Genomic DNA, 24285 nt, shown 5'->3' with positions numbered 1-24285 from the left:
CATCAGCTCCCCGGGGTGGGGCCGGGGGCGCCTGTGCCGTAGTCCTGCACGCCGGCCGCGCGGGCCAGCTCGAGGTCGAGGGCCTCGCGGCGGATGCGCTGGTCGATGTAGAGGAGCACGGCGACGCCGGCCGTGATCGGGAAAGTGATCATGGAGCCGATCACCGCCCCGATCCCGCTGACGATGAGGAACGTCCAGCCGAGGTCGCTGCCGCCGGTATCGAGGAAGTTGCTGACGCCGCCTCCGCTGACAGCCGCACCCAGGAAGGTGAAGGGGATGACGACGATCGACGCGACGATGTTCGCGATGATCGTGGCCAGCAGCTGGATGCCGAAGACCCGCCACCAGGAGCCGCGGACCAGTTTCGCGGAGCGGCTCATCGACTTCACGATGCTCTGCTTCTCCAGCATCAGCGCCGGCGAGGCGAGGGAGAAGCGGATCATCAGCCACAGGGCGACCACGCCCGCGGCGAGGCTGCCCAGGATGGCGAGGGCGGCACCGGCGTCACCGGCACCCGCTGCGGCCACGATGATGCCGGGCGTCGCGCCGCCGAGGATCACCCCGAAGGCGATGAGCAGCAGCAGGAAGATCAGGCCGAACAGCTTCGCGATCTGCGGACGGGCGTCGCGCCAGGCCTCGCCGGTGGTCACGGACTTGCCGAGCACCGCCCGGCTGGTGACGGTTGTGAGCAGGGCGGTCGCGGCGATGGTGCCGATCAGGGAGACCAGGAAGACGACGCTCGTGGTGAGCATGGTGTCGCCCAGGGCGCGGGTCAGCTCGTCGAGGCTGGCACTCGGATCGTTGAGGGCCTCGGTGCTGGCGCGGTCGTCCAGGACGAAGCCCTGGAGCAGGATGACGATGATCTCCGTGAGGACGGCGACGGTCAGCGCGATGCCCAGAACCGTGCGCCAGTAGGTGCGCATGGTGGAGACAGCGCCGTCGAGGATCTCGCCCACGCCGAGTGGGCGGAGCGGGATCACACCGGGCTTGGCCGCGGGCGGGGGACCGCCCCAGCCGCCGCCCCAGCCGCTGTATCCGCCGGGAGCACCAGGGCCTCCGTAGCCGCCGTATCCGCCAGGGTCGGGAGGCCGGCTGCCCCAGCCCGGGCCGGGCGGAGGCGGTGGCGGTGCCTGTCCGGGGCCGGCCGGAGGTCCGGTGGGTGCCGACCACTGGGCAGGTGGCGGCTGTTCCTTGGACCACTTCGAGCCGGAGCCCGTCGCATCCGGGCCCGACTGGTCCGCGGGCTGCTCGGGGCCGGGCCTGTCGGCAGGCTCGGCAGCGCCCGATGCACCGGGCTGCTGTCCGTCGGACGGGGCAGATCCGGGCGAAGCCCAGCCCGGAGTGTCGTTCATCGTCGCTCCTTCACGGTGCCCGTTCCGCGGTCGCGGCGGCAGGTTGGCAGCCATCGTGCCATGGGGTGGTCGACGAGTGACCGGCCGCGGTCTGGGGTGGACACCTTCAATTGTCCGACGGGTAAGGGGCAGACTGATCGCATGGCTGATCAGTACGCGCAATCCGGCGAGGACAACCAGTCGACCGAGATACCGGCGATCCGCTGGGAAGAGCCACCCGAAGGCCCGGTGGTGGTCCTGCTGGACCAGACGAGGCTGCCGGTCGAGGAGGTCGAACTGGTGTGTACGGACGCACCCGCGCTGGTGGAGGCGATCCGTTCACTCGCCGTGCGCGGGGCGCCGCTGCTGGGTATCGCGGGGGCGTACGGGGTCGCGCTCGCCGCCGCGCGTGGTTTCGACGTGGCCGACGCCGCGAGCGCGCTGGCGAGCGCCCGACCCACCGCGGTGAACCTCGCCGTCGGGGTGGGCCGGGCCGAGGCCGCGTACCGGGCGGAGTTCGGCAGGAGTGGTGATCCGGAGCAGTCCGCCCGGGCGGCGCTGACCGCGGCGCGTGCGCTGCACCAGGAGGACGCCGAGGCCAGTGCGCGAATGGCCGAGAAGGGGCTGGCGCTGCTGGACGAGCTGCTGCCCGGCGGTGGGCACAGGATCCTCACACACTGCAACACCGGGCGGCTGGTGTCGGGTGGTGAGGGGACGGCGTTCGCGGTGGCGCTCGCCGCGCATCGGGCGGGCCGGCTGCGGCGGCTGTGGGTGGACGAGACACGCCCGCTGCTGCAGGGCGCTCGGCTGACGGCGTACGAGGCGGCGCGCAGCGGCATGGCGTACACCTTGCTGACCGACAACGCGGCGGGGTCGCTGTTCGCGGCCGGGGAGGTGGACGCGGTGCTGATCGGGGCGGACCGTATCGCGGCCGACGGTTCGGTGGCGAACAAGGTGGGGAGCTATCCGCTCGCGGTGCTCGCCCGCTACCACCATGTGCCGTTCATCGTGGTGGCGCCGGTGACGACGGTGGATCCGGACACGCCGGACGGAGCGTCCATCGAGGTCGAGCAGCGGGCCGGCCATGAGGTGACCGAGCTGACGGCGCCCCAGGTGCCGGTGGCCGGAGCGGAGGCGGGAGGCGGGATTCCGGTGGCGCCGCTGGGGACACAGGCGTACAACCCGGCGTTCGATGTGACCCCGCCCGAGTTGGTGACGGCGATCGTCACTGAGGAGGGCGCCGTTTCACCTGTGACGGCTGAGGCCCTGGCAGAGCTGTGTGCCAGGTCTCGAGAGGTCACGCTCAGTTGACGGGATTGTTCTGCGACCCTGTGAGGAAGGGCGGTGTGGATCCCGTTCACGTCCGTGTCTTGAAGGGGGCCCGCTGGCCCAGGCAGACAGTGACGGTTGGATACGACTATCGTCACGGGCCAGTGACGTGCCTCACCAGTACCTTCGCCAATGTTACGAGAATGGGATGATGTCGTTTATGAAGGGACGAGTCCTTGTCGTCGACGACGACACCGCACTGGCCGAGATGCTCGGCATTGTGCTGCGTGGTGAAGGTTTTGAGCCGTCTTTTGTGGCCGACGGCGACAAGGCGCTGGCTGCTTTCCGTGAGACCAAGCCCGACCTGGTGCTGCTCGACCTGATGCTGCCCGGTCGGGACGGCATCGAGGTGTGCCGCCTGATCAGGGCGGAGTCGGGTGTGCCGATCGTGATGCTGACGGCAAAGAGCGACACCGTCGATGTCGTGGTGGGCCTGGAGTCGGGCGCGGACGACTACATCGTGAAGCCGTTCAAGCCGAAGGAACTGGTTGCCCGGATCCGGGCGCGGCTGCGGAGGTCCGAGGAGCCGGCGCCCGAGCAGCTTGCCATCGGTGACCTGGTCATCGACGTGGCCGGCCACTCCGTGAAGCGGGACGGGCAGTCGATCGCGCTGACGCCGCTGGAGTTCGATCTGCTGGTGGCGCTGGCCCGTAAGCCGTGGCAGGTGTTCACTCGTGAGGTTCTGCTCGAGCAGGTGTGGGGCTACCGGCACGCGGCCGACACGCGCCTTGTCAACGTGCATGTGCAGCGGCTGCGGTCCAAGGTCGAGAAGGACCCGGAGCGGCCGGAGATCGTGGTGACTGTCCGAGGTGTCGGTTACAAGGCCGGGCCGAGCTGACATGTCCGGGGACAGTGCCGCTTCGGCGCCCGGCAAGCCCGGGGCCCGCGCGGGGCGGCCTGTCGGCCGGAAGGCTGCGGGCTCCCGCTGGGGACGTTTCCTGGAGGGCGGGCTGCTGCAGGGCGGAGTCCAGGGCAGCCCGGTGCTGCGCCTGTTCATGCGCTGGGTGCGTCGGCCGCTGCTGCCCGTCATGCGGCTGTGGCGGCGCAACATCCAGCTCAAGGTCGTCGTCACGACGCTGCTGATGTCGCTGGGCGTGGTCCTGCTGCTCGGCTTCGTCGTCATCGGGCAGGTGCGCAACGGCCTGCTGGACGCCAAGGTGAAGGCCTCGCAGAGCCAGGCCACCGGTGGCTTCGCGGTCGCCAAGCAGAACGCCGACGAGACCGCCAGCGGGACCGTCGACGACGCCACCACGGCGGACGGCCGTCCCGCGCAGAACGTCATCGAATGGATGAGCGATCTGGTCTCCTCGCTGTCCAGCGGTGGCCAGGGCGCCTTCGACGTCGTCACGCTCCCCGTGGGCGACGACACCGGCGGTGGGCGTGGACCGCGCGCCTCGGGTTATGTCGACCCGTTCGCCAGCGTGCCCGAGGACCTGCGTGAACGCGTCGACAACAGCACCGCGGCGGCTCAGAGCTACACCCGCATCATCTACAACACCGACAAGGAGGCCCAGCCGGCCCTGGTCATCGGCAAGCAGGTCAACGACCCGAACGGCGACCCGTACCAGCTGTACTACCTCTTCCCGCTCACCCAGGAGGAGAAGTCGCTGAGCCTGGTCAAGGGGACGCTGGCGACGGCAGGGCTGTTCGTGGTCGTTCTCCTCGGGGCGATTGCCTGGCTGGTGGTACGCCAGGTCGTCACCCCGGTTCGGATGGCCGCGGGCATCGCCGAGCGGCTGTCCGCGGGGCGCCTGCAGGAACGTATGAAGGTCACCGGCGAGGACGACATCGCGCGGCTCGGCGAGGCCTTCAACAAGATGGCCCAGAACCTGCAGCTGAAGATCCAGCAGCTGGAGGACCTGTCGCGGATGCAGCGGCGGTTCGTCTCCGATGTCTCGCACGAGCTGCGGACGCCGCTGACGACCGTACGGATGGCCGCAGACGTGATCCACGAGGCGCGGGAGGACTTCGATCCCGTGACCGCGCGGTCGGCGGAGTTGCTGGCCGACCAGCTGGACCGGTTCGAGTCGCTGCTCGCCGATCTGCTGGAGATCAGCCGCTTCGACGCGGGCGCGGCGGCGTTGGAGGCCGAGCCGATAGACCTCAGGGAGGTCGTACGGCGGGTTGTCAGCGGTGCCGAGCCGCTCGCCGAGCGCAAGGGCACGCACATACGAGTCGTCGGCGACCAGCAGCCCGTCGTCGCGGAGGCGGACGCGAGGCGGGTGGAGCGTGTCCTGCGCAACCTCGTCGTCAACGCCGTGGAGCACGGCGAGGGCAAGGACGTCATCGTCAAGCTCGCCGCGGCGGGCGGGGCGGTCGCTGTCGCGGTGCGTGACTACGGAGTCGGCCTCAAGCCCGGCGAGGCGACTCGCGTCTTCAGCCGGTTCTGGCGGGCCGACCCGGCACGCGCGCGTACCACCGGTGGTACGGGGCTGGGGCTGTCGATCGCCCTGGAGGATGCGCGGCTGCACGGCGGCTGGTTGCAGGCATGGGGTGAGCCGGGCGGCGGCTCGCAGTTCCGGCTGACGCTGCCGAGGACCGCGGACGAGCCGCTGCGGGGCTCCCCGATACCGCTGGAGCCGAAGGACTCGCGACGCAATCGCGGACTTGACGACGCCGGTCTGCCGCACGGCGGTGGCGAGAAGACCGCGACCGTGCCGGCGCAGCCGACGGGGGAGCAGGGGCCGCCGATGTCGATCGCTCCGCGGCTGGCCGCCGTGGCGCCGACGGCGGACCCGACGGCGCTGCCCGGCAACGGCGCGCGCGTGGTGCCCCGGCCGACTTCAGGCACCCGACCACAGGACGACACGCCGGCTTCGGACGGGCCGCGCGGCGTGTCCTCGGACCGTGCGGACGCCCGGTCGCAGGACGTGGAACAGCAAGGGGAGGCATTTCGTGGGCGCTGACCGCGAGGGGGGCGCGCGGCGTCGGCCGGTGCGCGCAGTGGCGTATGCCGTCTGTGGCGGCGTACTGCTGGCCGGATGCGCCTCGATGCCCGACAGCGGGGATCTGCGCGGCGTCGAATCCACCCCGCGCCAGGACACACAGGTGCGGGTCTTCGCGATGCCGCCCTTCGAGGGTGCTCAGCCTCAGCAGATCGTGGACGGCTTCCTTGAGGCGCTGACCAGCGACGATCCGCACTATGAGACGGCGCGCAAGTACCTGACCGCAAGGGCCGCGAAGAAGTGGCAGCCGGAGATGTCCACGACGGTGCTCGCGAGCGCGCCCGACACCACGCCCGACCCGGGGCCCCGCGAGGACAGCGACTACTTCTCCTTCACGCTCACCGGTACCAAGGTCGCCGCGGTGGACAGGCAGCAGGCGTATGCGCCCGCCCGCGGGAAGTACAGCCAGACGGTCTACCTCGTGCGGGAGGAGAAGACCAAGCAGTGGCGCATCGACGGCCTGCCGCCGGGCGTCGTCATGGGCAGGTCGGACTTCCAGCGCAACTACATGTCCGTCGACAAGTACTTCTTCGCCTCGAACACCGCGGCCGGGACGGTCGTGCAGCAGCCTGCGGCGGTCGCCGATCCGGTGTATGTACGACGGCATGTTGACCCGATCACGCAGATGGTGCGCTCCCTGCTCAACGGGCCCACCGTCTGGCTCAAGTCGGTCGTCAGGTCGAGCTTCCCGACCGGTACGGCGCTGAAGAAGGGCGTCACCTCGTTGACGCCGGACGACCAGAACAAGCTGACCGTTCCGTTGAACAAGAAGGCAGCGCGGGTCGGGCTGAGCAAGTGCAACGAGATGGCGGCCCAGATCCTCTTCACCCTGCAGAACCTCACCCCCGCTGTCGACGAGGTCGAGCTGAAGTCGGGCGACGCCCAGCTGTGCACGCTCACCGAGGACAGCGCCGATGGCGTCGCCGCGCGCGGTGAGGTCAAGCGTGCCGAGTACCTGTACTTCATCGACGGCAAGAAGCGGCTCGTGCGGATGGCGGCCGACAGCAGCGACAAGCAATCCGAAGCGGTGCCGGGCGCGCTGGGCGAGGGTGACGTCGAGCTGCGGTCGGTGGCGGTCTCGCGCGATGAGAACAGGGCGGCTGCCGTATCCGCGGACGGCAAGTCCTTGTACGTCGGATCGATGGTGTCGAGCGGTTCTCTCGGAGAGGCCGTGCTGCACAGCGCGGGCGGCTCGGTGGAGCACCGGTTGACGACGCCCAGCTGGGACAGCCAGGGCGATCTATGGGTGGCCGACCAGGACCCCGGCAACTCCAGGCTGCTGATGCTGGAGGGCGGCGCGGGCGAGCCGATCGTGGTGAACACGCCGGAGCTGGACGGCCGTATCGAATCCGTCCGGGTGGCCTCCGACGGGGTGCGGATCGCGCTCGTCGTCGACAAGGGCGGCAAGCAGTCCCTGCTCATCGGACGGATCGAGCGGAGCGGGAAGGTGGGCGAGAGCCAGGCCGTCTCGGTCTTCGGACTGCATTCCGCGGCACCGGAGTTGGAAGAGGTCACCGCCATGTCGTGGGCCGGCGACAGCCGACTGGTGGTCGTCGGGCGCGAGGAGGGTGGCGTGCAGCAGATGCGGTATGCCGCCGTCGACGGCTCCACACCTGAAGGTCCGGCGCCCGCCGCTCTGACCGGCGTGAAGGAGATCGCCGCGTCCGAGGACGAGCGGCTGCCGCTCGTGGCGTACTCGGAGGACGGGATCGTGCGCCTGCCGACCGGGGCCCAGTGGCAGAAGGTGATCACGGAGGGCTCGGCGCCGGTTTATCCCGGGTGAGGTTTCGGGGGCGGTGCGGTTCTCCCTCCGCGCGCTCTTCGATGCTGCGGCCGTGTGCTCCGGCGCTACGCCCCGTTCCGCGATACGGCCGTCCAGTCGGCGTCCGGAGTTATCCACAGCGCGTTATCCACAGGGGTGGCCGCGTGGCGCGGGTGTTGGCACAGTGGTGGGCATGCGGGGGTGGTGGCAGGACCTCACCGACCTGGTGCTGCCGGCCGAGTGCGGAGGCTGCGGTCGGCCTCGTACGGTGCTCTGCCCGGAGTGCCGTACGGCGCTGAGCGGTGCCGTACCGCGCCGGGTGCGCCCGGTGCCGGAGCCGCCCGGGCTGCCGACCGTACATGCGGCCGCCCGGTACGCGGACGAGGTGCGTGCGGTGCTGCTCGCTCACAAGGAACGGGGTGCGCTGGCGCTCGCTGCACCGCTGGGCATGGCCTTGGCAGGGGTCGTGCGGGCGGGCCTGACCAGCGAGCAGGCGCCGGACAGTCGGCCTGTGCTGCTCGTTCCCGTGCCCTCCGCGCGTGGAGCGGTGCGGGCTCGTGGGCATGATCCGGCTCGGCAGATCGCACTCGCCGCCGCGGGGGAGTTGCGGCGGGGCGGGGTGCCGGCGCGGGTGGTCGCCGTGCTGCGGCAGCGAAGGGCCGTGGCCGACCAGGCGGGGCTCAACTCCCGGCAGCGGCTGGACAATCTCGCGGGCGCGCTGGCGGTGGCCTCCGGAGGCGCAGGCCTGCTCACCGCGGGCCCGGTCGTGCTCGTCGACGACCTGATGACGACGGGCGCCTCCCTGACGGAGGCGGCGCGAGCCGTGCGGGCGGCGACAGCGGCAGTGGCCGCTTGCGGAAGAACGGACGGGACGGCTGGGTGCAGCGGGGCAGGCGGGCCGGAAACGTACGCAAGAAGGGCTGCGGCGGTGTATGCCGCGGCGCCTCGGGAAAGGACAGAGGAACGAAGGACTGGATCACTGGACGAGGCAGTGGATCGAAGGCACGGAGTGCCAGGAATGGCGGGCCCGCGCCGGGCCGGTGACAAGATCTGCGCAGCTGTGGTCGCGGCCTCGCCGGATTCTTTCGAAATAAACCGGAACTGACTGTGAGCGTGCATCGTTGCAGGTTATGAGAGGAGCAATTCACCTGAGCGGAGGTACACCGCGGTAGAGGGTGACGACATCCGTCCAGGCGAGATATGTTCGGTTGTGAGGGAAAGGCCCAGGCCATACCTCGCATATCCGAATGCCGTGCCGCGGGTTTTGCGCAATCACCGGGCCGGCGGGGTGGAGATCTTGCCCGCGGGGGAGGAGGAGGTGGACGTCACCGAGTCCGAGGTTCCGGCCTCACCGGAGCCTGATGCAAAAGGGAGATGCTCCGCCGCTGAAGCGGAGCGATCCGGGAACGGAGTTCTGCGTGGACATCGTCGTCAAGGGCCGCAAGACCGAGGTGCCCGAGCGGTTCCGCAAGCACGTGGCCGAGAAGCTGAAGCTGGAGAAGATCCAGAAGCTCGATGGCAAGGTGATCAGCCTCGACGTCGAGGTGTCCAAGGAGCCGAACCCGCGACAGGCCGACCGATCGGATCGAGTGGAGATCACGCTCCGCTCCCGCGGTCCGGTGATCCGGGCGGAGGCGGCGGCCAGCGATCCGTATGCGGCACTCGACCTGGCGGCGGAGAAGCTGGATGCCCGGCTGCGTAAGCAGCACGACAAGCGCCACACACGCCGGGGCGCGCGACGGCTCACGGCAGCCGAGGTCCCCGACCACGTTCCGGGCGCGGCGACGCTCAACGGGAACGGCCACACCGTCCACGACGAAGACTCGGACGGCGTGCCCGTCAAGAAGATCGGCTCGCTGGAAGTGAAGGGTGAAGGCCCCCTCGTGGTCCGCGAGAAGACCCACGTCGCCTCTCCGATGACCCTCGACCAGGCCCTCTACGAGATGGAACTGGTCGGGCACGACTTCTATCTGTTCGTCGACTCCGAGACGAAGGAGCCGAGCGTCGTCTACCGGCGGCACGCATACGACTACGGCGTCATCCACCTCAACACCGACCCGATGGTCGCCCAGGCGCAATCCCCCGCAGCGGGCGGCACGCTGGGTGGCTGACCCATCCGGCCGACACACCTGACGGTGCCCCTGGAGCGCGTATGCGCCCCCAGGGGCACCCGTGTGCGACCACTTCGCGCCCCGCTCTGTCACCTCAGTGTCGTCCGGGCATGGAATCATGGCCGGACCGGCCCAACCGGTGGGCCGTTGCCTTGGGTTGGCGATGGCACAGGACCAGCCACAGCCTTCAGGGGGAGGAACGATGGCGGACAGCTTCGGACCGATGCATGACGGAGACGCCGACGACGGCGTCGCCGGCATGGGCCCGGACACGGGCTCACCACGTAAGGAGCCGATCCGCGTCCTGGTCGTGGACGACCACGCCCTCTTCCGTCGTGGTCTGGAGATCGTGCTCGCGGCCGAGGAGGACATCCAGGTCGTCGGGGAGGCGGGCGACGGCGCGGAGGCCGTCGACAAGGCCGCCGATCTGCTGCCGGACATCGTCCTGATGGATGTACGGATGCCCAAGCGGGGCGGGATCGAGGCGTGCACCTCGATCAAGGAAGTGGCCCCCAGTGCCAAAATCATCATGCTGACCATCAGCGACGAGGAAGCCGATCTCTACGAGGCCATCAAGGCGGGCGCGACCGGTTATCTCCTCAAGGAGATCTCGACGGACGAGGTGGCCACCGCCATTCGCGCGGTGGCCGACGGGCAGTCGCAGATCAGCCCTTCCATGGCGTCGAAGCTGCTCACCGAGTTCAAGTCGATGATTCAGCGGACCGACGAGCGTCGGCTGGTGCCTGCACCGCGGCTCACGGACCGCGAGCTGGAAGTGCTCAAGCTCGTCGCCACGGGGATGAACAACCGCGATATCGCCAAGGAGTTGTTCATCTCCGAGAACACCGTGAAGAACCATGTGCGCAACATCCTGGAGAAGCTGCAGCTGCACTCCAGGATGGAGGCGGTCGTGTATGCGATGCGGGAGAAGATCCTCGAGATCCGCTGACGATCACGCCAGTATGCGGGTGAGTTCCCTTGCGAGGGGCTCGCGCAGTTCCGGGGCGTCCACGCGCTCCACGCGTATGTCCGTGCAGTCCACCCAGCTTGCCGCTTCGGCCAGGGCCTGGGCGATGGCCGGGACTGCCTTCGGGCCGTCCAGGGTGACCTGCTTGGCCACCAGGGTGCGGCCCTCGCGGGCCGGGTCGACGCGGCCGACGAGGCGGCCCCCTGCCAGGACAGGCATCGCGAAATAGCCGTACACACGCTTCGGCTTGGGGACGTAGGCCTCCAGGCGGTGGGTGAAGCCGAAGATCCGCTCGGTGCGCGCCCGTTCCCAGATCAGCGAGTCGAAGGGGGACAGGAGCGTGGTGCGGTGGCGGCCGCGGGGAGGGGTCTCCAGGGCCGCCGGGTCGGCCCAGGCCGGTTTGCCCCAGCCCTCGACCGTGACCGGGACCAGGCCCGAGTCGGCGATCACCGCATCGACCTGGTCGCCCTTGAGACGGTGGTAGTCGGCGATGTCCGCGCGGGTGCCGACGCCCAGCGACTGGCCGGCGAGGCGGACCAGTCTGCGGAGGCACTCGGTGTCGTCGAGGTCGTCGTGCAGCAGGGTGCCCGGGATCGCGCGTTCGGCCAGGTCGTAGACACGTTTCCAGCCGCGGCGTGCCACGCATACGACCTCGCCGTGCATCAGGGCGCGCTCCACGGCGACCTTTGCGCCGGACCAGTCCCACCATTCGCTGGTTTTCTTCGCGCCGCCCAACTCCGTGGCGGTGAGGGGGCCTTCCGCTTGCAGCTGCTTGATCACCTGGTCGTAGGTGCCGTCCGGGAGTTCGTGGTTCCAGTGCGGGCGGTTGCGGTAGGCGCGGCGGCGGAAGGCGAAGTGGGGCCACTCCTCGATGGGGAGGATGCAGGCGGCGTGGGACCAGTATTCGAAGGCGTGTGGCTTTGCCGGAGGGGCGGCCTCGGATGCGGGCGTCCAGTAGGCGCTCTCGATGGTTTTGCGGCTTACTGCGCCCAGGCGGGCGTACGGGATGAGTTCGTGGGAGCGGGCCAGGACCGAGATGGTGTCGAGTTGGACCGCGCCGAGGTGGCGGAGGAGGCCGCGGACGCCGGATCGGCGGTCGGGGGCGCCGATGAAGCCCTGGGCGCGGAGGGCGAGGCGGCGGGCGTCGTCTGCGGAGAGTTCCGTGCTCGGGCGCGGGAGGGTCGTCATGGTTCCGCACGATAGGGGGTGGGTCTGACAGTGGGGGGTGAGCTGCGGTTTTGTTGTGTGGGTGCCCTGCGCTGGTGCTGGCGTCGGTGGTTTCTCGCCCCCGCCGCCCCTACCCGTCCCATCCCTGGGGGCTGCGCCCCCAGACCCCCGCTTCGGCCTGAACGGCCTCGTCCTCAAACGCCGGACGGGCTGAAGTGTGCGGACCGGCACCGAGAAGTGAAGCGCCCCCAGCGGGTGGGTGGGTGGTGTCGTCCTTAGAAGGCGGGCGGCGTGGGGGATGGGGGTGTTGGCAAGTAGGGCGCTGTTGAGGGGAGGCCCAGGTCTGAGGGGAGTAGGGAGCCCACCCAGCAGTCTCGGCGTACGCCTTTGTTGTTGAGGGCGGAGCGGAGGGTGCCTTCGATGGTGAAGCCGGCGCGTTCGGCGACGGCGCGGGATGCTGTGTTGCCCACTTCGGCCCGCCATTCGATGCGGTCGACGGAGACGTGGGTGAAGGCCCAGCGGGCGGCGGTGAGAGTGGCCTCGGTGATGTAGCCGTTGCCGCGGTGTTGCTTTGTGGCCCAGTAACCGATCTCGGCTGCGCCCAGGGAGCGGATGGTGATGCTGAGCATGCCGACCAACTCCCCTTCGGGGAGGAAGACGCCGAAGGTAAGCATGGAACCGTTCGCCCAGCCTTCCGGAGCGAGGTGTTCCGTGAAGCTCTCGGCGTGCTCGGGGAGGTAGGGCGAGGGGATCGTGGTCCAGCGCTGGATCTCGGGATCCTGGGCGGCGGCGTACACGGCGTCCGTGTCGTGCGGACCGACCATGCGCAGGACGAGACGGCCAGTGGTCAGCGTGGCGGGTTCCATCCGGTGATTCTGGTCGGGGTCTCGACGAAGAAGCCATCTTTTTGCGGTGCGTGAGCGAGTGATCACAGTTCGCGCAATTCGTCGGCGCGACGCGGCACCATCCGTGGGCCCCGGCCGTTGTCCCCTATTGAAGAGTATTGAAGAGTTGTGCAGCAGCGGACAGTCGCAGTCACGGCAGGCCTCCCGGCGTACCGGGGTCCTCGCATACGATGGCCGTTGCTCAGTCAAGTCAAATGGAAACCGACCGTCCCAGGCCCGACCGGCAAGGAGACCAACCCCCGTGTCCGTCCTCTCGAAGATCATGCGTGCAGGCGAAGGCAAAATCCTGCGCAAGCTGCACCGCATCGCGGACCAGGTCAACTCCATCGAAGAGGACTTCGTCGACCTCTCCGACGCCGAGCTGCGGGCCCTCACCGATGAGTACAAGCAGCGGTATGCCGATGGTGAGAGCCTGGACGACCTGTTGCCCGAGGCGTTCGCCACGGTGCGGGAGGCCGCCAAGCGCGTCCTCGGCCAGCGCCACTACGACGTGCAGATGATGGGCGGCGCGGCCCTGCACATGGGTTACGTGGCCGAGATGAAGACCGGTGAGGGCAAGACCCTGGTCGGCACCCTGCCCGCGTATCTGAACGCCCTCTCCGGAGACGGCGTCCACATCATCACGGTCAACGACTACCTGGCCGAGCGCGACTCCGAGATGATGGGCCGCATCCACCGGTTCCTGGGCCTGTCCGTCGGCTGCATCCTCGCCAACATGACGCCGGCCCAGCGCCGCGAGCAGTACGGCTGCGACATCACGTACGGCACGAACAACGAGTTCGGCTTCGACTACCTGCGCGACAACATGGCGTGGTCCAAGGACGAACTCGTCCAGCGCGGCCACAACTTCGCCATCGTCGACGAGGTCGACTCCATCCTCATCGACGAGGCCCGTACGCCGCTGATCATCTCCGGCCCGGCCGACCAGGCCACCAAGTGGTACGGCGACTTCGCCAAGCTGGTCACGCGCCTCAAGCGCGGCGAGGCGGGCAACCCCCTCAAGGGCATCGAGGAGACCGGCGACTACGACGTCGACGAGAAGAAGCGCACGGTCGCCATCCACGAGTCCGGTGTCAGCAAGGTCGAGGACTGGCTGGGCATCGACAACCTCTACGAGTCGGTGAACACGCCGCTGGTGGGCTACCTGAACAACGCCATCAAGGCGAAGGAGCTCTTCAAGAAGGACAAGGACTACGTCGTCATCGACGGCGAGGTCATGATCGTCGACGAGCACACCGGCCGTATCCTCGCCGGCCGCCGCTACAACGAGGGCATGCACCAGGCGATCGAGGCGAAGGAAGGGGTGGACATCAAGGACGAGAACCAGACGCTCGCCACGATCACCCTGCAGAACTTCTTCCGTCTCTACGACAAGCTCTCCGGCATGACCGGTACGGCTATGACCGAGGCCGCCGAGTTCCACCAGATCTACAAGCTCGGCGTGGTCCCGATCCCCACCAACCGGCCGATGGTCCGCGCGGACCAGTCGGACCTGATCTACCGCACCGAGGTCGCGAAGTTCGACGCGGTGGTCGACGACATCGCCGAGAAGCACGAGAAGGGCCAGCCGATCCTCGTCGGTACGACGTCGGTCGAGAAGTCCGAATACCTCTCGCAGCAGCTCTCCAAGCGCGGCATCCAGCACGAAGTGCTGAACGCCAAGCAGCACGACCGCGAGGCGTCGATCGTCGCCCAGGCCGGCCGCAAGGGCGCCGTGACGGTCGCCACCAACATGGCCGGCCGTGGTACGGACATCAAGCTCGGCGGCAACCCCGACGACCTCGCCGAGGCCGAGCTGCGCCAGCGCGGCCTCGACCCCGAGGAGCACATCGAGGAGTGGGCCGCGGCGCTGCCCGCCGCCCTGGAGCGGGCCGAGAAGGCGGTGAGGGCAGAGTTCGAGGAGGTCAAGGACCTCGGCGGGCTCTACGTGCTGGGCACCGAGCGGCATGAGTCGCGGCGGATCGACAACCAGCTGCGCGGTCGTTCCGGCCGTCAGGGCGACCCCGGTGAGTCCCGCTTCTACCTGTCGCTCGGCGACGACCTGATGCGCCTGTTCAAGGCCCAGATGGTCGAGCGCGTGATGTCGATGGCGAACGTCCCGGACGATGTGCCGATCGAGAACAAGATGGTCACGCGCGCGATCGCGTCGGCCCAGTCGCAGGTCGAGCAGCAGAACTTCGAGACCCGTAAGAACGTCCTGAAGTACGACGAGGTCCTCAACCGGCAGCGCGAGGTCATCTACGGCGAGCGCCGCCGCGTCCTGGAGGGCGAGGACCTGCACGAGCAGATCCAGCACTTCATGGACGACACGATCGACGCGTACGTCCAGGCCGAGACCGCCGAGGGCTTCGCCGAGGAGTGGGACCTGGACCGGCTGTGGGGCGCCTTCAAGCAGCTCTACCCGGTGAAGGTCACCATCGAGGAGCTCGAGGAGGCGGCCGGCGACCGGGCCGGCCTCACCGCCGAGTTCCTCGCCGACTCCGTCAAGGACGACATCCACGAGCAGTACGCGTCGCGTGAGGCGCAGCTCGGCTCCGAGATCATGCGCGAGCTGGAGCGTCGGGTCGTCCTGTCGGTCCTGGACCGCAAGTGGCGCGAGCACCTCTACGAGATGGACTACCTCCAGGAGGGCATCGGCCTGCGCGCGATGGCGCAGAAGGACCCGCTGGTCGAGTACCAGCGCGAGGGCTTCGACATGTTCACCGCGATGATGGAGGGCATCAAGGAGGAGTCCGTCGGCTACCTGTTCAACCTGGAGGTCCAGGTCGAGCAGCAGGTCGAGGAGGTCCCGGTCGAGGACGCCAAGCAGCCGAGCCTGCAGAAGCAGGACGCGGTTCCGGCGCAGGCGGGGTCCCGCCCCGAGATCCGCGCCAAGGGCCTGGAGGCTCCGCAGCGGCGCAACCTGCACTTCACCGCGCCGACCGTGGACGGCGAGGGCGGCACCGTCGAGGGCGACTTCGCCAGCGACGAGGAGACAGCCGGGGCGCGTTCCGAGTCCGACGGCCTCACCCGCGCGGAGCGCCGCAAGCAGGCGCGGGGCGGGCGGCGCCGCAAGAAGTGACGGGCGCTTCGCGAGAGTGGCAGCGGTTGTGACGGCTGTTCCATGAGGTGAGGCCGAGTTGTGAGGGGCCGGGCATCCTGAGGGTGCCCGGCCCCTCGTTGTGGGCGGACTTCAGTCGTCGTCCGGCTGCGGTGTGCGCGGGCCGTCCAGTTCCAGCGCTGTGCAGCGCCAGCGCAGGTCCGGGCCCTTCTCCAGGCGGAAGGCCATGGCGCGTAGCTCGTCACCGGCGCCGATGCGGGCGAAGGCCTCGACGGCGCCGGCGTGGACGATGTAGTAGCCGATGTCGCGGACGACAGGGCGTGTGCCGCGGGTGCGCAGGAGACCGTCTTCCGCGAGCCGGGCCAGTTCGTCGTAGGCGCGGCCGGCGGTGTGTCCGAGCATCCAGTGGACAGGGCGCTGGCCGCTCAGGACGAGCAGCAGGCGGTCGGCGAAGACGTCGGTGGGCCGGGGGCGCGGGGCTGGCCTGGGCGGGATCTGGGACGGCACGGCGGGAGACGCGGTGGCGGAGGTCGTACGCGCCTCGGTGCGCGTCCTCGTGCGCGATGCCGTGCTGCTCGGTGTGCGGGGAGGGGTGCCGCCGGGGCGGCGGGTGTCACGGCGGCCGGGAGGGCGAGTGCTCGCGTCGTGGTTCGCCCTGGTCATGACCTTGTTCATGAGTGTCCCCGCTCGGTGGGCCCGGGGGTACCGGGCAGTAACTTGCTGGTGGGGATCTTGTACGGGGCCGCGGACCGCGAGCGCAAGGAAGCCGCGACCTGGGCGGAGGTGGTCGCACGGTTCACTTATCCGGGTGATCCAGTGCTGTCCAGGCCCGTGATCTCGCGGGCGCATCGGGTGAGTTCCGGGCGTGAGGTGGACGCCTCCCGAGGCATGGGCAGGAACCCGAAAGGGGACGCCCGCACGTATCCTGAAGGCCCTCCGGGAGGCGCGGGACTCGCTCTTCCCGGTGTTACTGCGGAGCCCTCGACCACGAAAGCGGCCAGCCATGCGCGTCTACGTCCCTCTGACCCTCTCCGGTCTCGCCGAGGCGTACAAGACGGGTGAGCTGGGAGACGGGCCGTTCGTCGCCTACGCAGTCACGCCCGGGTTGCGTGAGTGGTACCTCTCCGACGACATCGAGGAGCTGGAGTACGCGGCGCTCAGCCGGGCCGCGCTGGCCTCGCTGCGGCTGCTGGCGGCCGACGCCGGGGCGGTACGGCGCCGGGTCGTGGTCGCCGTCGACGTACCCGAGGGGGCCGCGGTCGCCGACCCCGACCGGGGGCTCGATCCCTCGGCGCTGGGGGAGGTGCGGATCGGCGGGGCCGTATCGCTGGCCAAGGCGGCGTCGGTGCATGTCGACGCCGGGGATGCGGAGGCGGATGTGGCCGCCGCGGCGGAGGCGCTCGAGGCGGTGGACGCCGGGGACGACGACGCGCAGTTCGTCGTGGACGGGGCCGAGGATCACGAGCTGCTGTGGTTCGCGACGCAGGAGATCCCGAATCTGGTGGGGCTGGGGGACTGAGGCCGCCCGCGCGGACCGTGCCTTCTGGGACCGAGGGATGCGCCCTTGACCCGCTGGTTCTCTTGATTGTCAGTGGTGGCGGGTACGGTTTTTGGCATGGGGATGCAAACGGACGCGCACATTGTCTGGGACTGGAACGGGACGCTGTTCCACGACAACGACGCAATCATCGGGGCGACGAACGCGGCTTTCGCCGAGCTGGGGCTCGACCCGATCACGATGGAGGAGTACCGGGCGCTGTACTGCGTGCCGGTGCCGAAGTTCTATGAGCGGCTGCTGGGGCGGCTGCCGACCGATGCCGAGTGGTTGGTCATGGACGAGACCTTCCACCGGTACTACACCGAGCACCGGGTGACATGCGGGCTCACCGAGGGTGTCGCCGAGCTGTTGGAGAGCTGGCGGTCGGCGGGGCGCAGCCAGTCGCTTCTCAGCATGTACGTCCACGACGAACTCGTCCCGTTGGTACGGGGGTTCGGGATCGAGACGCACTTCATACGGGTCGACGGGCGGACCGGGCCGTCCGGGGGCAGCAAGGCCGAGCACATGGAGCGGCACGTCGCGGCGCTCGCCGGTGTGGACCCCGCTCGTACGGTGGTGATCGGGGACGCCGCGGATGACGCGGTGGCGGCGCGTCATGTGGGGGCGCGGGCCGTGTTGTACACCGGGGGGTCGCACAGCCGGGCGAGTCTTGAGGAGACGGGGGTGCCGGTGGTGGACACGTTGGGGGAGGCGGTTGCGGTGGCGGAGCGGTTGGCCGCGTGACGCCTGCGGCGGGCGTGCGGGTGGGGTGGCTCAGGTTGCCGGGGCCTTTGCGCGGAGGACGGTGAGGAACTCTCGCATCCAGCTGGGGTGGTCGGGCCAGGCGCGGGAGGAGACGAGGGTGCCGTCCACCACCGCCTCGGTGTCCTGGAAGGTGGCGCCGGCGGCCTGCATGTCCGGCTCCAGTGCCGGGTACGCGGTGACGCGGCGGCCTCGGAGGCTGTCTGTCGCGGCGGTGAGGAGGGGGCCGTGGCAGATCTGGGCGACGGGTTTGTCGGCGTCGAAGAAGGACTTGAGGATCTTGCGGAGTTCGGGGTCGTTGCGGAGGTACTCCGGGGCTCGGCCGCCGGGGATGACGAGGGCGGCGTACTGGCCGGGGTCGACGTCGGCGAAGGCCAGGTCTGCGGGCCAGGTGTAGCCGGGCTTTTCGGTGTAGGTGTCGAAGCCGGGTTCGAAGTCATGGACGACGAACTGGAGCTTTTTGCGGGTGGGGGCGGCGATGTGGACGTCGTAGCCCTCTTCGCGGAGGCGTTGGTAGGGGTAAAGGACTTCCAGGGACTCGGCTGCGTCGCCGGTGACGATGAGGATCTTGGCCGACATTGGGCTGCGCTCCCCTCGAGGGTGGGTTGTGGCTTTGGCGGGCGCTATGGGCAACGTGCCTCGGGGTGGGGGTCTTGCCAAGGGGGACGGTGGCGGGGGGGGGGTGTTGGAGTGCGGGTGTCTGTGCGGTGCATGGGGTTGGTGCGGGGCAGGGGGTTGGTCGTGCAACCCGGCGCTGTCCGGGTGCCGCGGGTTGGGGCTGGGCGGGGGTGGGTCGCGCGGCCCGGCGCTTGCGGGGTGCCGCCTGCGCCCACCCTCCCCCACTCTCGGCTTCGCTCGAGCGGGGGGACCCATCGCCCCAGGCGGCACGCATGCCCGCAGCTTGGCGGGCGAGTCCAAGGCGCCGCCCACACCCTCGCTCCCCAGCCTAGATGCGCCCCCAGCCTCCCGCCCCCTGGCCCACATTCCCCCACCCCCACATTCCCCCACCCCCATACTCCTCCGCCCCCCGTACTGTGCAGAACGTCAAACTTCGACCCCCGGTTTTGTACACATACGGCTCATGACGAGGGCCCCGTCCGGAGCGATAGCCTGGTGGCGTGATCAGCGCGATAGGTCGCGGGGGCCTTGGTGTCTCCGTTTTGCGCCCGGGGTTCACGGATGACAGCCGTGGCCGGGCGGTGGTCGCTGGTCTTCGCGGGTGGGAGGGGGCCGGTGAGGCTCCCAGGACGGCCAGTGCACGCGGGGTGCCTTCGGCGCAGAGAGCAGCGTCACACCCCTCGGTCGCGTCGAGAATGGCTGATAACCCCCCGCTCATCTCACCTTGCGGCATAGCGTCGAAGCAGACCGGACACCCCGCGTCGAGACGTTACGTCGGAGGGGAAGAGACCGTACTTCCTTCTACGTCACGCAACGGCGCGCGACAGGAGCCAGAGGACAATGCAGACCAAGCTGGACGAAGCAAAGGCCGAGCTGCTCGACAGGGCTGCCCGGGTAGCTGAGAACAGCCCGGTCGGGGGGTATCTACCGACTGGGACGACGGACGAGAGCACCTCCGGCACCCCGGACCACGACACCGTGCTCGCGTTCCTCCAGCGCTACTACCTGCACACCGCACCGGAGGACCTCACCGACCGCGACCCGGTCGACATCTTCGGCGCCGCCTTCTCCCACTACCGGCTGGCCGAGAACCGACCGCAGGGTACGGCCAATGTGCGGGTTCACACGCCCACCGTGGAAGAGAACGGGTGGACCTGCAGCCACTCGGTCGTCGAGGTCGTCACCGACGACATGCCGTTCCTCGTCGACTCCGTCACCAATGAGCTGACCCGGCAGGGACGCGGCATCCACGTCGTCATCCACCCGCAGATGATCGTCCGTCGCGATGTCACCGGCAAGCTCATCGAGGTGCTCACCGACCCGCCGGCCGGCGAGCTGCCGCACGACGGGCACACCGAGTCCTGGATCCACGTAGAGATCGACCGCGAGACCGACCGCTCCGACCTCAAACAGATCACCGCCGATCTGCTGCGTGTCCTGTCCGACGCCCGGGAGGCCGTCGAGGACTGGGAGAAGATGCGGGACGCGGCGCTGCGGATGGCCGAGGAGCTGCCCAAGGAGCCCACGTCCGACCTGCGGGAGCAGGAGGTCGAGGAGGCCCGGGAACTGCTGCGCTGGCTGGCCGCCGACCACTTCACGTTCCTGGGGTACCGGGAGTACGAGCTGCGGGACGACGATTCCCTTGCGGCGGTGCCCGGTACCGGGCTCGGCATTCTGCGGTCCGATCCGCATCACGCCAGTGAGGAAAGCCACCCCGTCAGCCCCTCCTTCGAGCGGCTGCCCGCCGATGCCCGGGCCAAGGCCCGTGAGCACAAGCTCCTCATCCTCACCAAGGCCAACAGCCGGGCGACCGTGCACCGGCCGTCGTATCTCGACTATGTGGGCGTCAAGAAGTTCGACGAGAACGGGGAAGTCGTCGGTGAGCGGCGGTTCCTCGGGCTCTTCTCGTCCGCCGCGTACACCGAGTCCGTCCGCCGGGTCCCCGTCATCCGCCGCAAGGTGGCCGAGGTGCTGAAGGGCGCCGGGTTCTCGCCCAACAGCCACGACGGGCGCGATCTGCTGCAGATCCTGGAGACGTACCCGCGTGACGAGCTGTTCCAGACGCCGGTCGACGAGCTGCGGTCCATCGTCACCTCCGTCCTCTATCTGCAAGAGCGACGTCGGCTGCGGCTCTATCTGCGCCAGGACGAATACGGGCGCTACTACTCGGCCCTCGTCTACCTCCCCCGCGACCGGTACACCACCGGCGTACGGCTGCGGATCATCGACATCCTCAAGGAGGAACTCGGCGGCACCAGCGTCGACTTCACCGCCTGGAACACCGAGTCGATCCTCTCCCGGCTGCACTTCGTCGTCCGGGTCCCGCAGGGCACCGAGCTGCCGCAGCTGAGCGACAGCGACAAGGAGCGCATCGAGGCGCGGCTGGTGGAGGCGGCCCGTTCCTGGGCGGACGGGTTCGGTGAGGCGCTCAACGCCGAGCTCGGCGAGGAGCGGGCGGCCGGGCTGCTGCGCAAGTACGGCAACGCCTTCCCCGAGGGCTACAAGGCAGACCACACCCCGCGCGCCGCGGTCGCCGACCTGGTCCACCTGGAACAGCTCACGGAAGAGAAGAACTTCGCGCTGAGCCTGTACGAGCCGGTGGGCGCCGCGCCCGAGGAGCGCCGCTTCAAGATCTACCGCAAGGGTGCCCCCGTCTCCCTGTCCGCGGTCCTTCCGGTCCTCAACCGGCTCGGTGTCGAGGTCATCGACGAGCGGCCGTACGAACTGCGCTGCTCGGACCGTACGACCGCCTGGATCTACGACTTCGGCTTGCGCATGCCCAAGTTGGCGGGTGCCGCCGGTGATTACCTGGGCGACGACGGGCGCGAGCGGTTCCAGGAGGCCTTCGCCGCCACCTGGACCGGCAAGGCGGAGAACGACGGATTCAACTCCCTGGTGCTGCGCGCCGGCATCGGCTGGCGGCAGGCGATGGTGCTGCGGGCGTACGCGAAGTATCTGCGCCAGGCCGGTTCCACCTTCAGCCAGGACTACATGGAGGACACCCTCTGCAACAACGTCCACACCACCCGGCTTCTCGTCTCGCTCTTCGAGGCGCGGATGTCGCCGGACCGGCAGCGTGCGGGCCGGGAGATCGTCGACGCCCTCCTCGAAGAGGTCGACGCGGCTCTCGACCAGGTCGCGTCGCTCGACGAGGACCGGATCCTGCGGTCCTTCCTCACCGTCATCAAGGCAACCCTGCGGACGAACTTCTTCCAGGATGCCGTGGGCGGCCGGCCGCACGACTACGTCTCCATGAAGTTCGACCCGCAGGCGATCCCCGATCTGCCGGCGCCGCGTCCGGCGTACGAGATCTGGGTGTACTCGCCGCGGGTCGAGGGCGTGCACCTCAGGTTCGGCAAGGTCGCGCGCGGTGGGCTGCGCTGGTCCGACCGCAAGGAGGACTTCCGGACCGAGATCCTCGGCCTGGTCAAGGCGCAGATGGTGAAGAACACCGTCATCGTGCCGGTCGGAGCCAAGGGCGGGTTCGTCGCCAAGCAGCTGCCGGATCCGTCCGTGGACCGCGACGCGTGGCTGGCCGAGGGTATCGGCAGCTACAAGACCTTCATCTCGGCGCTGCTCGACATCACCGACAACATGGTGGCCGGCGAGGTCGTCCCGCCCGCCGACGTCGTACGGCACGACGAGGACGACACCTACCTCGTGGTCGCGGCCGACAAGGGCACGGCGACGTTCTCCGACATCGCCAACGAGGTGGCCGGCAGCTACAACTTCTGGCTCGGCGACGCCTTCGCCTCCGGCGGCTCCGCAGGGTACGACCACAAGGGCATGGGCATCACCGCGCGCGGCGCCTGGGAGTCCGTGAAGCGGCACTTCCGGGAGCTGGGCGTGGACACCCAGTCCGAGGACTTCACGGTCGTCGGCATCGGCGACATGTCCGGTGACGTGTTCGGCAACGGCATGCTGCTCAGCGAGCACATCCGGCTGGTCGCCGCCTTCGACCACCGGCACATCTTCATCGACCCGAACCCGGACGCGGCCACCGGCTACGCCGAGCGCCGCCGGGTCTTCGAGCTGCCGCGCTCCAGCTGGGCCGACTACAACACCGAGCTGCTGTCGGCGGGCGGCGGCGTGTTCCCCCGTAGCGCCAAGTCGATCCCGATCAACGGCCACATCCGGGAGGCCCTCGGCATCGAGGGCAGGGTCTCCAAGATGACCCCGGCCGACCTGATGAAGGCGATCCTCCAATCGCCGGTCGACCTGCTGTGGAACGGCGGCATCGGTACGTACGTCAAGGCGTCCACCGAGTCCCACGCGGACGTCGGTGACAAGGCCAACGACTCGATCCGTGTCGACGGTGCCGACCTGCGCGTCAAGGTCGTCGGTGAGGGCGGCAACCTCGGCCTGACCCAGCTCGGCCGGATCGAGTTCGCCCGGCACGGCGGCAAGATCAACACGGACGCGATCGACAACAGCGCGGGCGTGGACACCTCCGACCACGAGGTGAACATCAAGATCCTGCTCAACAGCCTGGTCACGGACGGCGACATGACCGTCAAGCAGCGCAACAAGCTGCTCGCCGAGATGACCGACGAGGTCGGCCGGCTGGTCCTGCGCAACAACTACGCGCAGAACACCGCGATCGCCAACGCGCTGGCCCAGTCCAAGGACATGCTCCACGCCCAGCAGCGCTTCATGCGTCACCTGGTCCGTGAGGGCCACCTCGACCGGGCCCTGGAGTTCCTGCCCACCGACCGTCAGATCCGCGAACGCCTCGGCGCCGGACAGGGTTTGACCAGTCCGGAGACGGCGGTCCTGCTGGCGTACACGAAGATCACGGTCGCCGAGGAGCTGCTGCACACCTCGCTGCCCGACGACCCGTATCTGCGTGGCCTGCTCTACACGTACTTCCCGACCGCGCTGCGCGAGAAGTTCCCCGAGCACATCGGCAGCCACCCGCTGCACCGCGAGATCGTGACGACCGTCCTGGTCAACGACACGGTCAACACGGGCGGTACGAGCTTCCTGCACCGGCTGCGCGAGGAGACCGGGGCCTCGCTGGAGGAGATCGTGCGGGCGCAGACCGCCGCCCGGACGATCTTCCACGCGGCCGCGGTGTGGGACGGCGTGGAGTTGCTCGACAACAAGGTCGAGGCGGCCGTCCAGACCCGTATCCGACTGCACTCACGCCGGCTGTGCGAGCGCGGCACGCGCTGGCTGCTCAACAACCGGCCGCAGCCGCTGGAGCTCGCCGAGACCGTCGACTTCTTCGGCGAGCGGGTCGAGCAGGTCTGGTCGCAGCTGCCCAAGCTGCTGCGCGGCGCCGACCTCGACTGGTATCAGCAGATCCACGACGAGCTGACAGGCGTCGGCGTCCCGGACGAACTCGCCACCCGCGTGGCCGGGTTCTCCTCCGCCTTCCCGACGCTGGACATCGTCTTGGTGGCCGACCGCATGGGCAGGGAGCCGCTGGATGTCGCCGAGGTCTACTACGACCTCGCCGACCGGCTCGGCATCACCCAGCTCATGGACCGCATCATCGAGTTGCCCCGCGCCGACCGCTGGCAGTCCATGGCCCGCGCCGCCATCCGCGAGGACCTGTACGCGGCCCACTCGGCCGTCACCGCGGACGTCCTCGCCGTCGGCAACGGCACGGCGACCCCCGAGCAGCGCTTCAAGCTCTGGGAGCAGAAGAACGCCGCGATCCTGGGCCGCGCCCGCGCGACGCTGGAGGAGATCCAGGGCTCGGACTCGTTCGACCTGGCCAACCTGTCGGTGGCGATGCGGACGATGCGGACGCTGCTGCGGACGCATTCGTAGGCGGCAATACGACGACCAGGGCGCCCCGAGCTG

General features: G+C 69.3%; 16 protein-coding genes. 11 read left to right on the top strand and 5 right to left on the bottom strand.

Annotated elements, in window-relative coordinates:
- Positions 1-2: 2 nt before the first annotated feature.
- The gene (locus tag QQY66_RS18815) at positions 3-1352 is read right to left on the bottom strand and encodes a glycerophosphoryl diester phosphodiesterase membrane domain-containing protein (protein ID WP_301981512.1); all 1350 of its coding nucleotides are present in this window, start codon (positions 1350-1352) and stop codon (positions 3-5) included.
- Positions 1353-1493: 141 nt separating this feature from the next.
- Between QQY66_RS18815 and mtnA the strand changes: the two genes are divergently transcribed.
- The 7 genes from mtnA (at position 1494) to QQY66_RS18780 (ending at position 10427) form a co-directional block, all read left to right on the top strand.
- Positions 1494-2642 carry an S-methyl-5-thioribose-1-phosphate isomerase gene (gene mtnA / locus QQY66_RS18810; protein WP_301981511.1) on the top strand — a complete coding sequence of 383 codons (1149 nt, stop codon included), beginning with the start codon at positions 1494-1496 and terminating at the stop codon, positions 2640-2642.
- A gap of 166 nt (positions 2643-2808) precedes the next feature.
- Positions 2809-3498 carry a two-component system response regulator MtrA gene (gene mtrA / locus QQY66_RS18805; RefSeq protein ID WP_015659998.1) on the top strand — a complete coding sequence of 230 codons (690 nt, stop codon included), beginning with the start codon at positions 2809-2811 and terminating at the stop codon, positions 3496-3498.
- A gap of 1 nt (position 3499) precedes the next feature.
- The gene (gene mtrB, locus QQY66_RS18800) at positions 3500-5566 is read left to right on the top strand and encodes an MtrAB system histidine kinase MtrB (protein ID WP_301981510.1); all 2067 of its coding nucleotides are present in this window, start codon (positions 3500-3502) and stop codon (positions 5564-5566) included.
- Positions 5556-7388, top strand: a complete 1833-nt coding sequence (locus tag QQY66_RS18795) for an LpqB family beta-propeller domain-containing protein (protein WP_301981509.1) — start codon at positions 5556-5558, stop codon at positions 7386-7388. Before mtrB ends, QQY66_RS18795 begins: the two co-directional genes overlap by 11 nt.
- A 172-nt stretch (positions 7389-7560) precedes the next feature.
- Positions 7561-8472, top strand: a complete 912-nt coding sequence (locus QQY66_RS18790; protein WP_301981508.1) for a ComF family protein — start codon at positions 7561-7563, stop codon at positions 8470-8472.
- Positions 8473-8752: 280 nt separating this feature from the next.
- Complete coding sequence (gene raiA, locus QQY66_RS18785; protein WP_210580259.1) at positions 8753-9478, top strand: ribosome-associated translation inhibitor RaiA; 726 nt, start codon at positions 8753-8755, stop codon at positions 9476-9478.
- A 202-nt stretch (positions 9479-9680) separates the two neighbouring features.
- Entirely contained in the window at positions 9681-10427 is a 747-nt protein-coding gene (locus QQY66_RS18780; protein WP_210580213.1) for a response regulator transcription factor, read from the top strand.
- A gap of 3 nt (positions 10428-10430) precedes the next feature.
- On the opposite strand, the gene QQY66_RS18775 is transcribed toward QQY66_RS18780, so the two are convergent.
- The gene (locus QQY66_RS18775; protein WP_301981507.1) at positions 10431-11633 is read right to left on the bottom strand and encodes a winged helix-turn-helix domain-containing protein; all 1203 of its coding nucleotides are present in this window, start codon (positions 11631-11633) and stop codon (positions 10431-10433) included.
- A 254-nt stretch (positions 11634-11887) separates the two neighbouring features.
- Positions 11888-12478 carry a GNAT family N-acetyltransferase gene (locus tag QQY66_RS18770; protein ID WP_301981506.1) on the bottom strand — a complete coding sequence of 197 codons (591 nt, stop codon included), beginning with the start codon at positions 12476-12478 and terminating at the stop codon, positions 11888-11890.
- Between the two features lie 280 nt (positions 12479-12758).
- Between QQY66_RS18770 and secA the strand changes: the two genes are divergently transcribed.
- A complete protein-coding gene (secA, locus tag QQY66_RS18765; RefSeq protein ID WP_301981505.1) occupies positions 12759-15578 on the top strand; it encodes a preprotein translocase subunit SecA in 2820 nt (939 codons plus the stop codon).
- A 111-nt stretch (positions 15579-15689) separates the two neighbouring features.
- On the opposite strand, the gene QQY66_RS18760 is transcribed toward secA, so the two are convergent.
- Entirely contained in the window at positions 15690-16232 is a 543-nt protein-coding gene (locus QQY66_RS18760) for an Rv3235 family protein (protein ID WP_301981504.1), read from the bottom strand.
- A 328-nt stretch (positions 16233-16560) separates the two neighbouring features.
- On the opposite strand from QQY66_RS18760, the gene QQY66_RS18755 reads away from it, so the two are divergent.
- On the top strand, positions 16561-17076 hold the full coding sequence (locus QQY66_RS18755; RefSeq protein WP_301981503.1) for a hypothetical protein: 516 nt from the start codon (positions 16561-16563) through the stop codon (positions 17074-17076).
- A gap of 96 nt (positions 17077-17172) precedes the next feature.
- Positions 17173-17838 carry an HAD family hydrolase gene (locus QQY66_RS18750; RefSeq protein ID WP_301981502.1) on the top strand — a complete coding sequence of 222 codons (666 nt, stop codon included), beginning with the start codon at positions 17173-17175 and terminating at the stop codon, positions 17836-17838.
- Positions 17839-17868: 30 nt separating this feature from the next.
- On the opposite strand, the gene QQY66_RS18745 is transcribed toward QQY66_RS18750, so the two are convergent.
- Positions 17869-18435, bottom strand: a complete 567-nt coding sequence (locus tag QQY66_RS18745; RefSeq protein ID WP_210580200.1) for a DJ-1/PfpI family protein — start codon at positions 18433-18435, stop codon at positions 17869-17871.
- 879 nt (positions 18436-19314) lie between these two features.
- Between QQY66_RS18745 and QQY66_RS18740 the strand changes: the two genes are divergently transcribed.
- Positions 19315-24252: an NAD-glutamate dehydrogenase gene (locus QQY66_RS18740; protein WP_301981501.1), complete on the top strand. Its 4938-nt coding sequence runs from the start codon at positions 19315-19317 to the stop codon at positions 24250-24252.
- Positions 24253-24285: the final 33 nt, after the last annotated feature.

Source organism: Streptomyces sp. DG2A-72 (assembly GCF_030499575.1).
GTDB lineage: Bacteria > Actinomycetota > Actinomycetes > Streptomycetales > Streptomycetaceae > Streptomyces.
This window is presented reverse-complemented; position numbering and strand designations above follow the sequence as displayed.

Coding starts and splice junctions, on each gene's coding strand:
- mtrB (WP_301981510.1), top strand. CDS start 3,500: ATGTCCGGGGACAGTGCCGCTTCGGCGCCCGGCAAGCCCGGGGCCCGC.
- mtrA (WP_015659998.1), top strand. CDS start 2,809: ATGATGTCGTTTATGAAGGGACGAGTCCTTGTCGTCGACGACGACACC.
- QQY66_RS18760 (WP_301981504.1), bottom strand. CDS start 16,232: ATGAACAAGGTCATGACCAGGGCGAACCACGACGCGAGCACTCGCCCT.
- QQY66_RS18740 (WP_301981501.1), top strand. CDS start 19,315: ATGCAGACCAAGCTGGACGAAGCAAAGGCCGAGCTGCTCGACAGGGCT.
- QQY66_RS18815 (WP_301981512.1), bottom strand. CDS start 1,352: ATGAACGACACTCCGGGCTGGGCTTCGCCCGGATCTGCCCCGTCCGAC.
- mtnA (WP_301981511.1), top strand. CDS start 1,494: ATGGCTGATCAGTACGCGCAATCCGGCGAGGACAACCAGTCGACCGAG.
- QQY66_RS18775 (WP_301981507.1), bottom strand. CDS start 11,633: ATGACGACCCTCCCGCGCCCGAGCACGGAACTCTCCGCAGACGACGCC.
- QQY66_RS18755 (WP_301981503.1), top strand. CDS start 16,561: ATGCGCGTCTACGTCCCTCTGACCCTCTCCGGTCTCGCCGAGGCGTAC.
- QQY66_RS18770 (WP_301981506.1), bottom strand. CDS start 12,478: ATGGAACCCGCCACGCTGACCACTGGCCGTCTCGTCCTGCGCATGGTC.
- QQY66_RS18790 (WP_301981508.1), top strand. CDS start 7,561: ATGCGGGGGTGGTGGCAGGACCTCACCGACCTGGTGCTGCCGGCCGAG.
- QQY66_RS18745 (WP_210580200.1), bottom strand. CDS start 18,435: ATGTCGGCCAAGATCCTCATCGTCACCGGCGACGCAGCCGAGTCCCTG.
- QQY66_RS18780 (WP_210580213.1), top strand. CDS start 9,681: ATGGCGGACAGCTTCGGACCGATGCATGACGGAGACGCCGACGACGGC.
- QQY66_RS18750 (WP_301981502.1), top strand. CDS start 17,173: ATGGGGATGCAAACGGACGCGCACATTGTCTGGGACTGGAACGGGACG.